A 14,564-nucleotide genomic window follows, 5' to 3' on the forward strand; every position below is an offset into this window, starting at 1 on the left:
GCACCGGTATGAAAAGTGCGTCAGGTCCGGTGGCCCGGCGACGCAGGAGATGCGTCGCCAGCGCCAGTGAGAGCCGCCCGTAGTCCGACATGCTGCCGGCAGCGTCGGACCGCCCGTCGTATCACGCACCGGAGCCGATGATGCACCTCGTCTCGTTCCGCCTCAACGGCGAAGAACGGTCGCTGGCTGTGGAGCCGCGACGCACGCTGCTCGACGCGCTGCGCGTCGACCTTGCCCTCACCGGGACCAAGAAGGTCTGCGACATGGGCGACTGCGGCGCATGCACCATCCTCCTGGATGGGAAGGCCGTCTACTCCTGCCTGACGCTCGCCGTCGACTGCGACGCCCGCTCGGTGACCACGGTCGAAGGGCTGGCAGACGGCGAGCACCTCGATCCCGTACAGCAGGCGTTCATCGACACGGACGCCTACCAGTGCGGCTTCTGCACACCGGGCCAGATCATGAGCATCGCCGCGCTGCTGGCGGAGTCGCACGTCCCCGACGAGACCGAGATCCGTCGGGCGGTGAGCGGCAACCTCTGCCGCTGCGGGGCCTACCAGAACATCGTCAAGGCCGGGCAGCGCGCCGTGGAGCTCATGGTTGACGCACGCGCGAGCCGTAAGGCTGGCGGCTCGGACGAGTCGACGAACGGGCATGTGTTGCCCGACGTGGCAAAGGCAGGGGTCCGATGAACGTCGTGCGGGTTGACCGCGAGCAGACCGCCAAGGGTGACGAAAAGTACACGGTCGTCGAGCGGAACACGGGGGCCGCGTGGCCGCGGGACCGAGGGTTCCAGGTTGTTGGGAAGCCGCTGCCGCGCGTCGAAGGTGACCTGAAAGTCACCGGCAAGGCGCAGTACGCCTACGACGTGCGCTTGCCGGGCCAACTGTACGCCAGGGTGCTCCGCAGTCCGCATCCGCATGCCCGGATCGTCCGCATCGACACGACCCGGGCCGAGGCGGTGACCGGCGTCCGGGCCATCGTCAGCCGAAACAATGCCGCCGACATCTTGTGGTTCAAGGACACCGAGCTGTTCTCGTCGGTGGTCCGCTACATCGGGGAGGAGGTGGCGGCCGTCGCTGCCGACTCCGAGGAGATCGCCGACGATGCCCTGCGGCTGATCGAGGTCGAGTACGAGCCGCTGCCCTTCGTGATGGAGGCCAGCGCGGCGCTGCGGCCCGGCGCGCCGAAGATTCACCAGGACGGCAACATCGCGGGTGAGGTGCAGGAGCAGGAGCGCGGCGACGTGGCAGCCGGATTCGCGCAGGCGGATGTGGTGATCGAGCGCGAGTACGTCACCCAGGCGGCCCTGCACAACTGCCTGGAGCCGCACGGCTGTACGGCGGCCTGGGAGCCGGATCGCCTCACGATCTGGGACTCGACCCAGTCCATCTTCGACGTGCGGCAGGAGGTCGCCAGGCGGCTGGGCCTGCCCGAGCACCGCGTCCGGGTCGTCAAGCAGTTCATGGGCGGCGGCTTCGGCAGCAAGCAGATCGCCTGGAAGCACACGGCGCTGGCGGCGCTGCTCTCGAAGCAGTCGGGGCGGCCCGTGCAATTGATGCTCGACCGTGAGGCCGAGAATCTGGCGGCCGGCAACCGCAACCCGACCCGGCAGAAGGTGCGGGCCGGAGCGAAGCGCGACGGGACGCTCACCGCCATCGAGGTCGAGGCCATTCAGAGCGTCGGCGCGTACATGGTGGGCGGCGAGGCGGCGAACGTGGTCGGCCCGTACCGCACACTCTACCGCTGTCCCAACGTCCGGACGAAGCAGACGCCGGTCTACATCAACGCCGGCCCGACGGTGGCCTTCCGCGCCCCCGGCTACGTCGAGGGGGCGTTCGGGCTGGAATCGGCCATGGACGAGCTGGCCCAGACCCTGGGCATTGATCCGCTGGCCCTGCGCCTCAAGAACTACGCCGACCGCGACCAGGACGAGGATCAACCGTACACGGCCCCGGACGGGCTGCGACGCTGCTACGAGGCCGTCGACGAGGCGTTTGGCTGGCAGAAGCAGGCGCGGCAGGCGCGGGCGAAGGCTGGCGCTCGACGGGCCACGGGCGCGAAGGTGCGGGGTGTCGGGTTCGCCGGGCACGATTGGATCGGCGGGGCCGGGCATCCACCCGGGTACGCCTGGGTCAAGCTGAACGCCGACGGCAGCGTGGACATCGTGGCGGGCACCCACGACATCGGCACCGGCAGCCGGATCGGCCTGACCCAGATCGCGGCCGAAGAGCTGAGCATCCCGGTCGAGCAGGTCGGCCTCCACCTTGGAGACACCGCCTACGGACCGTACGCGCCGGTCAGCTCCGGCAGCGCGACCCAGGCGACGATTGGCCCGGCGATCCAGGCGGCGGCTCTCGACGCGAAGGCCCAGTTGTTCAAGGCGGCCGGCCCGATGCTGGAGGTCGATCCCGACGACCTGGAGCTTCACCATGGACAGGTGCGCGTCAAGGGTCAGCCCTCCCGCGGCCTGAGCATCGCCACCGTGATGGAGAAGATCGACCCGCACATGATCCAGGGGCAGGGCTCGCGCGGGCCGAACCCGGACGGCAAGACGATCCACACGTTCGGGGCGCAGGCTGCCGAGGTCGAGGTTGATACCGAGACGGGCGAGGTGACGGTGCTGCGGATCGTGGCGGCGCACGATTGTGGCCGCATCATCAACCCGATGATGGTCGAGAGTCAGGTGATCGGGGCGGTCACGCAGGGGCTGGGCTTCGCACTGACCGAAGAGCGCATCGTGGACGAGCGGCGCGGGGTCGTCCTCAACGCCAATCTCGAAGAGTACAAAGTCCCCACCGTGCTCGACATCCCGCACGTCACCACGGTGCCGCTCGACATGCCCGACCCGGAGGCAAACCCGACCGGCGCAAAGGGCATCGGTGAGTCGCCGTTGATCCCCACCGCGCCGGCCATCGTCAACGCCGTCTGCGATGCACTCGGCGTCCGCATCCGCGAGACGCCCCTGACCCGGTCACGGGTGCTGCGCGCACTCGCCGAGCGGGACTCGGCGCAGGGAGGAGCGTAGTCATGCGGACGTTCGAGTACGCCCGCGCCGAGACCATCGACGATGCGACGACCCAGGTCGCGAGTCCGAGCGCCGATGGCAACGGGAGGCGTCCCATTGCGCTGCCCGTACAGGACGGACGCCGGTTCCTGGCTGGCGGTACCGATCTCCTGACGCTGATGAAGGCTGACGTGTTTGCGCCGTCGATGCTGGTCGATATCAAGCGGGTTGCCGACATTCCGCACGGCATCGACGAGCGCGGCGATGGCGGCGCGGCCATCGGGGCGCTCACGACCCTCAGCGAGATCGAGCGTCATGCTGGGCTCGCTGCGAGGTTTCCGGCCCTCGTCGCGGCGGTGGGTCAGGCGGCAACGCCCCAGCTGCGAAACATGGCGACGATGGGTGGCAACTTGCTCCAGCGACCGCGTTGCTGGTACTTCCGGAGCAGCCTGTTTCCCTGCTGGCTCAAGGGCGGCGACGAGTGCCACGCCCGCGATGGCGAGAACAGCCACCACGCCATCTTTGGCGAGTCGCCGTGCGTGGCCGTGCACCCGTCAGATGCGGCGGCGGCGCTGGTAGCGTACGGCGCCACGGTGCGGCTGCGCGGCCCGCACGGCGAGCGGACCCTTTCCGTGGAGGAACTGTTTGCCGAGCCGACCGACGACCGCCGCACTGAGACGCTGGTGGAGCCAGACGAGCTGGTGCTGGCCGTCGAGTTGCCGGCCCCGGCGGCCGGCAGCCGCAGCGCCTATCTGAAGGCGATGGACCGGAAGGTCTGGGCGTTCGCGCTGGCAGGCGTCGCCGTGGCGCTGACCCTCGATGGCGGGCGGATCACAACGGCGCGGGTGGTGCTGGGCGGTGTTGCGCCGATCCCGTGGCGCGCCCATGACGCCGAGTCGGCGCTGACGGGTCAGGCTGTCAGCGCCGAGGTGTTGAACCGTGCCGCCGACATGGCCCTGGGTGGCGCGCACCCGCTCGAACACAACGGCTACAAGGTCGTGCTCGCCCGGAATCTGGTCCGAAAGGCCCTGCACGACGTGGCCGGGCCCTAGCTCACAGCGGGCCGAGGGGACGCCGCGAGCAACTGCTCCATGGTGAGCAGTTTATCTCGATGCTGGGCTACATGGCCGCCTCGCAGTGTTGGGCCGTCGGTAGCTCCTCGGCAGCTAAAGGTAGACGCCGTCCGGCACTGCTCTTGCCTACAGGACGACGCCAGGGACCGTTGGCGGCCCTCAGGATACCGGTGGCCGAATGGCGCGGTGCTCACAGAACTGGAGGTCGGTGCATGACTACCGATGAGCTGGCGGAACAAGTGCAGCAAGCGGTGACCGCGGCCTTCGAGCTGGCCGGCGAGCGTGGCGCGAAGCTCAAGGACGTCCTGCACGGCACCTGGCTGGGGCACGCGCTGCACCCGATGCTGGTGGCTGCGCCTATCGGTGCCTGGACGACTGCCGGCGTGTTGGACATGGTGGGGTCAAAACGCGGGGCCGATACGGCCATTGGCTTCGGCATCCTGGCGTCGCTGCCGGCTGCCGCCGCCGGGTTCGCGGACTGGTCCTACACCGAGGGGAAGCCTCGTCGGCTCGGCCTGAGCCACGCGGCGCTCAACGGCGCGGCCCTCGCCTGCTACGGGCTGTCCTGGATGGCCCGCCGGGGTGGCCGGCGAGGCATCGGCATGGCCCTCTCGACCGTCGGCATGGGGCTGGTCAGCGCGAGCGGCTACCTCGGCGGCGAGTTGTCGTACTCGCTGGGACAGGGGGTCAATCGGAACGCCTGGAGTCCGGAGGTCGAGCAGACCTCCCAGCCGCCGAGCGACTTCATCCCCGTGATCGCGGCCAGCGAGCTGCGCGAGGGCATCCCAACGGCCGCCGAGGTCTCACTCTTCGACACCCCGGTGCCCCTGGTGCTGGTGAAGAAGGGGCGCGAGGTCTTCGCGCTGAACGGCCAGTGCTCGCACCTGGGCGCTCCGCTGGCCGAGGGACGGCTGGTCGACGAGTGGTGTCTGGAGTGCCCGTGGCACCAGTCGCGGTTCGACATCCGCGATGGATCGGTTGACCAGGGGCCGGCGGCCTACCCGCAGTCGCGCTTCCAGACGCGCATCGAGAACGGGATGGTCGAAGTTCGGCCGCGATCCGCCCCCGCCGACGCGGTGGACCGGATGCTCGCGTCCGTCGAGGGATCCGCGCTGTCATAGGTTGAGGGTGGCCCGTCAGACGGGCCACGTCTCCAGGCGATAGGCGGCGTCCCAGAACATCCACTCGTAGCGGCTGGCGGTGAGGTAGTGGCGGCGGATCGGCGTGAGACGGCTCTCGGGCAGGTCCGCGGTTGAGTGGTTCACGGCGTCCAGCACGCGTTGCACCGCCGCCGCGAACTGTTCTGAGGCGTAGGCGTCGATCCACCGCTGGTAGACGGGGTTCGGGGAGCCGTGCGCGATCAGCGTCTTCCCGACCTCCCAGTAGATCCAGTAGCACGGCAAGATCGCCCCGAGCAGCTCCTCGAACGTGCCGGTCCCAGCGACGCGCAGCAGGTACGAGGTGTACGCCGTCGTGGTCGGCGTGGCGGGCGTCGCCTCGATCTCGGCCGGGGAGAGGCCCCACGCCGCGAAGTACCCCTCGTGCAGCGAGCGCTCGACGTTCAGGGCCGACTGCGCGTGTGCCGCGAACATCTCGCACCAGTAGGAGGACGAGGCGCGGGCTGAGGCCAGGGCCAGACAGCGCGCGTACTCCCGCAGGTAGAGCGAATCCTGCTTGACGTAAAACTGAAAGCGCTCCTCCGGCAGCGATCCACTTGTCAGGCCTTGCAGGAACGGATGCTCCAGGATGCGCTCGTAGATCGGGGCGGCACTGGCCCAGAGCTGTGGGGTCAGCGCGACGCTGGCGGGTGCATCGGGGGTGGTGGTCATCACAGGTTCTCCATGGGCGACATGCGGTGACGTTGGTGACATGGTGACTCAGGCTGCGAGCTGGCGAACGGCGAGTATGGTCACTGTGCAGGTGAGCGCTGCCCCGAGCAGAAACCAGAGGTCGGCCGACGTCCAGTGCGTCTGGCGATAGTAGGTCCGGTGCCGGTGGCCGCCGAAGCCCCGCGCGTCCATCGCCAGGGCGACCCGCTCGGCCCGCCGCACGGAGATCGCCAGCAACGGGATGGCGAACCCGAACATGCGCCGGAGCCGGGCCAGGGGGCCGCGCCCGCCGGCGCCGCCCCGAACGTGGTGGGCCGCCTGGATGTTCTCCAGCTCTTCGTGGACGAGCGGCACGAAGCGGTAGGCGGCGAACACGGCGTAGCCGACCCGGACCGGCAGCCGGGCCTGCTGAATGAGCGCCGCCACGAGATCGATGGGGTTGGTGGTGAGCACGAACAGCATCGACGTGGCGAAGATCGCCAGGAGCCGACAGACGACCGTCAGGCCGAACAGCAGACTGGCCGGCGCGATCGAGACCGGGCCGGGCACAAGCGACGGACCGTCCGCGCCCGGCCCGGCGTAGAACACGACGCTCGACCAGAACAGCCCGAAGCCGAGCAGCAGCGCCAGGGCGAGCGGTCGGAGGATGTTGGGCCACGGCACCCGTCCGAGCGTCCGGGTGGTCAGGGCTGCCACGACCCCGAGCAGCAACGGCGTCAGCGGTTCGTTGAACAGGGTGACGACGGCGGCCATCGGCAGAGCCAGGGCGAGCTTGGTCAGCGGATTCAGCCGGTGGAGGGGCGAATCAGCCTCATGCCAGACAAACTGCCTCATGCGGACGGCCGTCCTGCGTGCGCCTCTGGCCGGCGGCCGGGCTGCTCGGCGAGCGCGGTGGCCACGCTCGCCACCGACAGCCGGTCCAGGCGTGGGAGCGACTGGCGCAGCCCCAGGCGCTGGCTCAGCTCCCAGAGCGGCGGCGGCAGCAGATGCGCGGCGGCGAGCAGCGCCCGGTCGGAGAAGAGATCGGCGGGCCGGCCGTCGAACAGGACCGTGCCGTCCCCGATGACCACGACGCGCTGGGCGTGCTCGGACACCAGGCGCATGTCGTGGGTGATGGCCACCACGCCGCGCTGCTCGGCCGCCAGCGCTTCGAGCTTGTCGAGCAGCATCGTGGCGTTCTTCTGATCCTGCCCGAATGTCGGCTCGTCGAGCAGCAGCAGCCGCTGCCCGAGGACCAGCATCGAGGCGACGCTGAGCCGGCGCTGCTCGCCGTGGCTCAGGCTGAACGGGTGGGCCGGCCCGAGCGCCAGCAGGCCGAAGTCGGCCAGCATGGCGCGGCTGCGGTCCAGCGCCTCGGATTCGGGGACGCCGGCATGGCGCAGCCCGTAGGCCACGTCGTCCAGGACCGTCTGCCCGACGAACTGGTGCTCCGGATACTGGAAGACGTACCCGACGAACGTTGCCACGTCGCGGTGCGCGAGGCGCGCGGCATCCTGTCCGTCCAGCAGAATCGCACCGGGTGGCGGGCGCACGATGCCGGCGATCAGCCGTGCGAGCGTGCTCTTGCCGGCCCCGTTCGCCCCGACGACGGCCACCAGCTCGCCCGGCGCGACCGCGAGGCTGACGCCGTTCAGGACCGGACGGCTGGCGCGTGGGTACTGGTAGCTGACCTGGCGCACGGCGAGCAGCGGGCACGGCGCAGGATGCGCGCTGGTGATGCGCTGGGCACTCGCCGTGTGCGCCGTCGTCGTCAGGGCGTCGAGCGTCTCGACGTGCGGCCGGAGGGCGGCCTCGGCCTCGGGGAGGGAGATCGGGAACGGCTCGACCGGCACCCCGCCAACTCGCAGGCGGCGGGCCAGCTCTGAGACCTGCGGCGTCCAGACACCGGCCTCCGCGAGCGATGGGCCGTGGTCATCCAGCACGGCGTGCGGCCGACCGTCCGCCACGATGCGCCCGTCCGCGCCCAACACGACGGCCCGGTCCACCAGCGGCACGACCTCATCCAGCCGGTGCTCGACGATGACCAGCGTGTGCCGCCCTTCGGCTCGCAGCCGCCCGACGACGGCCATCACGTCGGCAGCCCCGAGTGGGTCAAGCTGGGCCGTCGGCTCGTCCAGCACCACGATGTCGGGGTTCAAGGCCAGCACACATGCCAGCGCCAGCCGTTGCTTCTGCCCGCCGGAGAGCCGCGCGATCTGCTCGGTGCGGCGGTTGAGCAGGCCGACGGTCGCCAGCGCTGCGTCGATGCGGGCATCCATCTCCGCACGGGGCACGGCGAGGTTCTCCAGGCCAAACGCGATCTCGTCCTCGACGCTGACCATACAGAACTGGGCCTCGGGATCCTGAAACACGATCCCGACGCGCGCAGCGAGGTCGGGCATGGACGTCGTGCGGGTGTCCCGGCCGTCGATGCGGACGCTGCCGCTGAGGTCGCCAGCCAGCGCGTGCGGGATCGCGCCGTTGAGCGCCAGGGCCAGGCTGCTCTTGCCGCAGCCGCTCGGCCCGAGCAGCAGCAGGGACTCGCCGCGCTGGACCGTCAGCGAGACGTCTTGCAGCGTCGGCAGCTTGCGCCCGACGTACTTGAACGTCAGACCACAGACCTCGATCAGCGGCATCGGCGCACCGACGACATGGTGGGCGGCAGGGTCAGCGTGCCCGCCGCCCGAGATGGCAGGAGGTCCATCCGACTCAGACCTCGCGGACGCGGTCTCGCGCGATGGGGAAGTTGTTCAGCACCCCGGTCCGCGCCAGCGCGTCGGCGATGAGCTTGCCGATCAACCCGGCGAAGATCGCCCCGCCGATCAGCTTCAGCACGAGCCGCAGCGCCTGAATCTCGATGCCCAGCGAGGCCACGCTGCTGGTGAAGTAGGTGTAGCCGAAGTACGGCACGATGGCGCCCGCCGCGCCGGCCAGCAGCAGGATCGGCAGGCTCCAGCGACGGTAGCGGGTTGAGGCGAAGACGGCTTCCACGCCGAGACCCTGCAACAGCCCCAGCCACAGGACAATGGCCCCGAACGGCGTGAGTGGGATCTCCAGCGAGGATGCCAGCATCTCGCCGAGCAGCGCAGCGCCCGGCCGCCGCACGATGTACCCGACGATCACGGCCGCCACGACGTAGAAGCCATCCAGGACGAATCCGAGCTCTGGGAGGATGGATCGGCCGGCCGACCACACGTATCCCCATCCGAGCGACCAGACCACGCCTAGCGGCACCGCGATGGCTGCCGCCACGATGAAGTCGCGTGTCTTCCAACTGCCCTGATCGACCGATGTCGGCTCTGCCACTCGCGCATCTGCCACGCTGCCACCCTCCCCGGTTCCAGGCTCCGCTGGAACGTCCGCGCCGCGGCGCGCCCGGCTGAACGGGATCGCGGGGGGGCGTGGGCGGCGGCGACGCGCGGGAGGGCGCGTCGAATGTGGCGAGCCGCGCGGGAGAACAGCCCCCCACGCACACCGGGTGGGCCGTCGTCCCGCCGTGGCGGCTGTTGCTTGCGGCTGACCGTCTCTGCATGACGCAGAACGACCACCGCGAAGCCAAAGGCCCGACCACGGTGGTCGCCATCCTTCGGTCGCATTCCCTACGCTCGTCTTCCGCTCCGAAGCGTCTGGCGCTTCGCACGGCTTCCCGAGATCAGGTTCGAGGGGTTGGTGGGCCTGACCCCGCCTCTCAGCTGCTCGCTCCCCCAGCGTACCGGTCGCGTCTTCAGTTGTACTGGTGACTATAGCAGCCGATCCGCGCGAGTGCGAGCGCTGCCGCTATGCCGCAGGGCGATTGCACGTTGGGCGCGTCGTGCAGCGTGGTCGGGGCTTGAAAGCCCCGCCTACCATCCTGCAGTCGCTTCGCGACGCTCCAGTCCCACCGGACGACGGCTGTTCTCGTCCTTCGTCGCGTAGCGACGGAATGAGTATAGGCGGGGGTTTCAACCCCCGACTGCGCGTTTCACGACGTTCTGGGAACACCAACGAACATGCAATCACCTTGCCGCGATGCCGGGCGGCGCTTCATGAATCCCAGGCCCACCAGCGTCATCGCCATGACGCCGTCCTGGTTCTCCGCCTCGACCTTGAAGCGGATCAGCCCGCGATCTGGCTTGCTGCGCGAGGGCCGGGCCTCCAGCACCGTCACGCGGACGGCCAGCGTGTCACCGGGGCGGACTGGCGCGAGCCAACGCAGCTCGTCGATGCCCGGCGATCCGAGACCGTTCGTCTCGCCGAAGACGTGAGCGACCATCTGGCGCATCGTCAGCGCCACGGTATGCCAGCCGCTGGCGATTAGGCCGCCGTACGCTGAGGCCTTCGCGGCTTCTGGATCGGTGTGGAACGTCTGCGGATCGTACTGCGACGCGAACGCGACGATCTCCGACTCGCCGGCGCTCACGCGGCCGGCGTCGAAGATGCGGCCGGGCGGGAAGTCCTCGAAGAACCGATCTGCGAGCGGATCGACACGCGGCACGGTCGCTGGCAGTCAGTGCGTGTGCGTCGGCAGGGCCTTGCCGACGCAATCGCCGCAGGTACCGATGATCGCGAAATGGGCCAGATCGGCGTGGAAGCCGTACGTTTCGCGCAGATGCTGGTCGAGCGGCGCAAGCTCCCGCACGTCGATCTGGCGCTCGGAGCCGCACGTCCGGCAGACCATGTGCTGATGATTCGAGTCCTCAGCCAGGTGGTACAGCGCGATGCCGTCGTCAAAGTGGGTGTGCGTCACGAGCCCGAGCGTCTGCAACAGCTCCAGCGTCCGGTAGACGGTCGAGATGTTCACCTGGGGGAACTGCGCCGCGACCTGGGCATGCACTGACTCGGCGGAGACGTGCCCCTCGGCGGCTTCGATGGCATCAAGAATGAGCTGCCGCTGCGGCGTGAGACGGTGGCCGCGCTCCTTGAGCGTATGCACGAGCTGGCCCATCAAGACCCCCTTGACGGGACGAACGGTACCACGCCTCGAGCGGGGCGATCAACGCAGGGAGGCCCACACGCCCAGGGGGCCTCCGCGTCGGTGTGGCGGTCAGTCGACGGTGAGCGTCGCGACCATGCCCTTCGTGTAGTGGTTCGTCAGATTGCAGAGGAGGATGTACCGGCCCGGGGCCAGCGAGAGCGTGCCGGACATCGACGCGGCCGGGGCCACGTCCTCGAAGCCCCCGATGTACTCGCCGATGGCCTCCTCGTCCACCTCGCCGCGCACCTTCGAGGGCGGCAGGGCGGTGATGTCCAGGTCGCTCTTGATGATGATGACCTCGTGGACGTCCTCGCCGATGTTCGACACGTCAATGGTCACGTCGCCGGCCGGGACGGCTGGCTGATCGGAGATGATCGACCACTCGTTCAGCGTCATGGTCACGTGGGAGGCCGTCTGGGCGGCGGCCGGCTGCGAGCCGGTCATCAAGGTCGTGCCAGCCAGGAGTGCCAGCCCCGCTGCCAGGAGTCCGAACCGAATGCGCTTCATGGTGCCCTCTCGTGTGTAGTCGGCAGGTGTTTGCCGCTCGCCGCCGAAAACGGCTGTGCGATCCGCGAGTGCTGCCCGCCGCGCAGACCGCCACCTGCTTCTTAGTACGGATGGCAGGGCTTCTCGGTTCTGACGACCTGCCGTTGCTGGCCCATAGCTCGCACCCAGCCGACTCGATCGCCACCCCTGGCCGACCGGATTGCCGCCCCTGTGGGCTGTAGTAAGATTCGTCCGAATGACGGGCCGCGAGATGACGGCAGGAACAGCCGGCTTGATGGGACCAGCCATCGAGTGTCCCAGGCGAGGCACCGGCGCTCGCTCGCAGACCCCACGACGCAGACTCCACCATGCAGGACCTTCTGCACCGGATGACGAGGGGGACACACTCCTATGGCAAGAGCCGACGCGTTTGGCGCGCGTGATTCGCTGAAAACGGCCAGTGGCTCGGTCACCATGTACCGGCTGTCGGCGCTCTCGGGGCTGGGCGACGTCGAGCGGATGCCGCACGTCGTCAAGATCCTGCTCGAAAACGTCTTGCGCTACGCCGGCCAGGAGCCGTTCGAGGCGTCCCACGTCGAGACGCTGGCCTCCTGGAAGCCGAAGGGCGACAAGTCGGCCGAATTGCCGTTCCTGCCGGCCCGCGTGCTGATGCAGGACTACACCGGTGTCCCGGCCGTCGTGGACATCGCCGCGATGCGTTCGGCGATGGCGCGGCTCGGCGGCGATCCGCAGAAGGTCAACCCGCTGATTCCCGCCGATCTCGTGATTGACCACTCGGTGCAGGTCGATCTGTTCGGCTCCAGCCTCGCTTACGCGGGCAACGTTGCCAAAGAGTACGAGCGCAACCAGGAGCGGTATCAGCTCCTGCGCTGGGCGCAGCAGGCGTTCGACGGCATGACCGTCGTGCCGCCCGGCACGGGCATCTGCCACCAGGTGAACCTGGAATTCCTGTCGAAGGTCGTGCAGTCGCGCTCCATCGACGGCGAGGTGGTGGCGTTCCCCGACACGCTCGTCGGCACCGACTCCCACACGACGATGGTCAACGGGCTTGGCGTGCTGGGCTGGGGCGTCGGCGGCATCGAGGCCGAGGGCGCGATGCTGGGCCAGCCGCTCTACATGCTGGTGCCGGAGGTCGTCGGCGTCCGCCTGTTCGGCGAGCTGCCGGAGGGCGCGACGGCGACGGACCTGGTGTTGACCCTCACCCAGATGCTCCGCAAGCACGGCGTGGTCGGCCGGTTCGTCGAGTACTGCGGCCCGGGCCTGGGCCGGCTGCCGGTCGCGGATCGCGCCACCATCGGCAACATGGCCCCCGAGTACGGCGCGACGGCGGGCTACTTCCCGGTCGATGCGGCCACGCTGGCGTTCCTGCGGACGACCGGCCGTTCGGAAGAGGTCATCGACCTCGTCGAGCGGTACACGAAGGAGCAGGGCCTCTTCCGCACCGACGCCACCCCGGACCCGGTCTACGACGATCTGCTGGAGCTTGACCTCGCCACCGTCGAGCCGAGCCTCGCGGGGCCACGCCGGCCGCAGGATCGTGTGGTGCTGGCGGACGTGGGCAAGGCGTTCCACCAGGCGTACGAGAGCCAGCTCGGCAACGGCGCGTCGAAGAAAGAGGCGGCCTCGACGGCCGCCGTGGCCGATACCTTCCCGGCCTCGGACCCGCTGCCGGCCCAGGCGTCGCCCTCCGCGCCTGACAAGGCGTCCGTCGGCCAGCCGGCTTCGCCGGACAACGCCGACCTGACTCCCGACCCGGTCGCCGTCCCGGTCAGCGCCTCCGAGACGGTCACCGTCGATCACGGCTCGGTGGTCATCGCGGCGATCACCTCCTGCACCAACACCTCGAACCCGTCCGTGATGCTGGCGGCTGGCCTGCTCGCCAAGAAGGCCGTCGAGCGTGGCCTGCGGCCGAAGCCGTGGGTCAAGACCAGCCTTGCGCCGGGTTCGCGGGCCGTGACCGACTACATGAAGGGGGCCGGCCTCGAACCGTACCTGGACGCGCTGGGCTTCCAGACGGTCGGCTACGGCTGCACCACCTGCATCGGCAACAGCGGCCCGCTGATCCCCGCCGTGGCCGACGCCGTGGACGAGCACAACCTGATCGTCGCGGCGGTCCTGAGCGGCAACCGCAACTTTGAGGGCCGCGTCCACGCCCAGGTGCGGGCGTCCTTCCTGGCATCGCCGCCGCTGGTGGTGGCCTACTCGCTGGCTGGCACCGTGGACATCGACCTCGTCAACGAGCCGATTGGGACGGACCCGACCGACAGCCCGGTCTACCTGCGCGACATCTGGCCGAGCCAGGACGAGGTCCGCCAGACGGTGCAGGAGGCGGTCACGCCCGAGGTCTTCGCCAAGAACTACGCCAGCGTCTTCGAGGGCGACGATGCGTGGCAGCAGTTGCCAGTCCCCACGGGCGACCTGTACGACTGGAATGTGCATTCCACGTACGTCCAGGAGCCGCCGTACTTCCGCAACATGGCGCCGACGCCGGCCCCGCCAGTCGATGTCGAGGGCGCGCACGTCCTGCTGAAGCTCGCGGACTCGGTGACGACCGACCACATCTCGCCGGCCGGGTCGATCTCGACCAAGAGCGCAGCCGGCTGGTTGCTGACCGAGCTTGGCGTCGAGCCGGCCGAGTTCAACAGCTACGGCGCGCGGCGCGGCAACCATGAGGTCATGGTTCGCGGCACGTTCGGCAACATCCGCCTGCGGAACGAGCTGGTCCCCGGCCAGGAAGGCTCCTGGACCAAGCACCTGCCGAGCGGCAAGTCGATGTCGGTCTTCGAGGCGTCGGAGCTGTACCAGGCGAACGACATCCCGCTGATCGTCATCGCTGGTAAGGAGTACGGCACGGGCAGCTCGCGCGACTGGGCCGCCAAAGGGCCGAAGCTCCTGGGCGTCAAGGCGGTCATCGCCGAGAGCTACGAGCGCATCCACCGCAGCAACCTGCTGATGATGGGCATCCTGCCGTTCCAGTTCATGGACGGCGAGGGACGCGAGTCGCTCGGGCTGACCGGCGCGGAGACGTACACCATCCGGGGCATCGCGGCGGGGATCAAGCCGCGCCAGATCCTGCCGGTCGAGGTCACTCGCGAGGACGGCTCGACCTTCACCTTCAAGGTGCTGGCGCGTGTGGACGCCCCGATTGAGTGGGAGTACTACCGGCACGGCGGCATCCTGCCGATGGTGCTTCGCAAGCTGGCGTCCGAGTAGCG

At 69.3% G+C, this 14,564-nt stretch carries 12 protein-coding genes; 5 read left to right on the forward strand and 7 right to left on the reverse strand.

The window, feature by feature from the left end:
- Window positions 1–89 precede the first annotated feature (89 nt).
- The 4 genes from IT306_08760 to IT306_08775 all read left to right on the forward strand — a co-directional run bounded on the left by IT306_08760 (window position 90) and on the right by IT306_08775 (window position 5,201).
- Complete coding sequence (locus IT306_08760) at window positions 90–692, forward strand: (2Fe-2S)-binding protein (GenBank protein MCC7368500.1); 603 nt, start codon at window positions 90–92, stop codon at window positions 690–692.
- On the forward strand, window positions 689–3,028 hold the full coding sequence (locus IT306_08765) for a xanthine dehydrogenase family protein molybdopterin-binding subunit (GenBank protein MCC7368501.1): 2,340 nt from the start codon (window positions 689–691) through the stop codon (window positions 3,026–3,028). The genes IT306_08760 and IT306_08765 overlap by 4 nt, the downstream gene beginning before the upstream one ends.
- A 2-nt stretch (window positions 3,029–3,030) precedes the next feature.
- Window positions 3,031–4,059: a xanthine dehydrogenase family protein subunit M gene (locus IT306_08770; protein ID MCC7368502.1), complete on the forward strand. Its 1,029-nt coding sequence runs from the start codon at window positions 3,031–3,033 to the stop codon at window positions 4,057–4,059.
- A gap of 233 nt (window positions 4,060–4,292) precedes the next feature.
- Window positions 4,293–5,201 (forward strand): Rieske 2Fe-2S domain-containing protein, encoded by a 909-nt coding sequence (locus IT306_08775; GenBank protein ID MCC7368503.1) that lies wholly within the window; start codon window positions 4,293–4,295, stop codon window positions 5,199–5,201.
- A 15-nt stretch (window positions 5,202–5,216) separates the two neighbouring features.
- Here the strand turns inward: IT306_08775 and tenA are convergent, their stop codons facing one another.
- The 7 genes from tenA to IT306_08810 all read right to left on the reverse strand — a co-directional run bounded on the left by tenA (window position 5,217) and on the right by IT306_08810 (window position 11,349).
- A complete protein-coding gene (gene tenA, locus IT306_08780; GenBank protein MCC7368504.1) occupies window positions 5,217–5,909 on the reverse strand; it encodes a thiaminase II in 693 nt (230 codons plus the stop codon).
- Between the two features lie 48 nt (window positions 5,910–5,957).
- Window positions 5,958–6,743 carry an energy-coupling factor transporter transmembrane protein EcfT gene (locus tag IT306_08785; protein MCC7368505.1) on the reverse strand — a complete coding sequence of 262 codons (786 nt, stop codon included), beginning with the start codon at window positions 6,741–6,743 and terminating at the stop codon, window positions 5,958–5,960.
- Window positions 6,740–8,524, reverse strand: coding sequence for an ABC transporter ATP-binding protein (locus IT306_08790; GenBank protein MCC7368506.1), 1,785 nt, complete (start codon window positions 8,522–8,524; stop codon window positions 6,740–6,742). The genes IT306_08785 and IT306_08790 overlap by 4 nt, the downstream gene beginning before the upstream one ends.
- A gap of 73 nt (window positions 8,525–8,597) precedes the next feature.
- On the reverse strand, window positions 8,598–9,209 hold the full coding sequence (locus tag IT306_08795) for an ECF transporter S component (GenBank protein ID MCC7368507.1): 612 nt from the start codon (window positions 9,207–9,209) through the stop codon (window positions 8,598–8,600).
- Between the two features lie 640 nt (window positions 9,210–9,849).
- Window positions 9,850–10,362, reverse strand: a complete 513-nt coding sequence (locus IT306_08800; protein ID MCC7368508.1) for a MaoC family dehydratase — start codon at window positions 10,360–10,362, stop codon at window positions 9,850–9,852.
- A gap of 12 nt (window positions 10,363–10,374) precedes the next feature.
- Window positions 10,375–10,812, reverse strand: coding sequence for a transcriptional repressor (locus IT306_08805; protein MCC7368509.1), 438 nt, complete (start codon window positions 10,810–10,812; stop codon window positions 10,375–10,377).
- A gap of 99 nt (window positions 10,813–10,911) precedes the next feature.
- Window positions 10,912–11,349 (reverse strand): hypothetical protein, encoded by a 438-nt coding sequence (locus IT306_08810; protein ID MCC7368510.1) that lies wholly within the window; start codon window positions 11,347–11,349, stop codon window positions 10,912–10,914.
- A 390-nt stretch (window positions 11,350–11,739) separates the two neighbouring features.
- Between IT306_08810 and IT306_08815 the strand changes: the two genes are divergently transcribed.
- Window positions 11,740–14,562 carry an aconitate hydratase gene (locus IT306_08815; protein MCC7368511.1) on the forward strand — a complete coding sequence of 941 codons (2,823 nt, stop codon included), beginning with the start codon at window positions 11,740–11,742 and terminating at the stop codon, window positions 14,560–14,562.
- Window positions 14,563–14,564: the final 2 nt, after the last annotated feature.

Source organism: Chloroflexota bacterium (assembly GCA_020850535.1).
Lineage (GTDB): Bacteria > Chloroflexota > UBA6077 > UBA6077 > JACCZL01 > JADZEM01.

Coding starts and splice junctions, on each gene's coding strand:
- IT306_08760 (MCC7368500.1), top strand. CDS start 90: ATGCTGCCGGCAGCGTCGGACCGCCCGTCGTATCACGCACCGGAGCCG.
- IT306_08765 (MCC7368501.1), top strand. CDS start 689: ATGAACGTCGTGCGGGTTGACCGCGAGCAGACCGCCAAGGGTGACGAA.
- IT306_08770 (MCC7368502.1), top strand. CDS start 3,031: ATGCGGACGTTCGAGTACGCCCGCGCCGAGACCATCGACGATGCGACG.
- IT306_08775 (MCC7368503.1), top strand. CDS start 4,293: ATGACTACCGATGAGCTGGCGGAACAAGTGCAGCAAGCGGTGACCGCG.
- tenA (MCC7368504.1), bottom strand. CDS start 5,909: ATGACCACCACCCCCGATGCACCCGCCAGCGTCGCGCTGACCCCACAG.
- IT306_08785 (MCC7368505.1), bottom strand. CDS start 6,743: ATGAGGCAGTTTGTCTGGCATGAGGCTGATTCGCCCCTCCACCGGCTG.
- IT306_08790 (MCC7368506.1), bottom strand. CDS start 8,524: ATGCCGCTGATCGAGGTCTGTGGTCTGACGTTCAAGTACGTCGGGCGC.
- IT306_08805 (MCC7368509.1), bottom strand. CDS start 10,812: ATGGGCCAGCTCGTGCATACGCTCAAGGAGCGCGGCCACCGTCTCACG.
- IT306_08810 (MCC7368510.1), bottom strand. CDS start 11,349: ATGAAGCGCATTCGGTTCGGACTCCTGGCAGCGGGGCTGGCACTCCTG.
- IT306_08815 (MCC7368511.1), top strand. CDS start 11,740: ATGGCAAGAGCCGACGCGTTTGGCGCGCGTGATTCGCTGAAAACGGCC.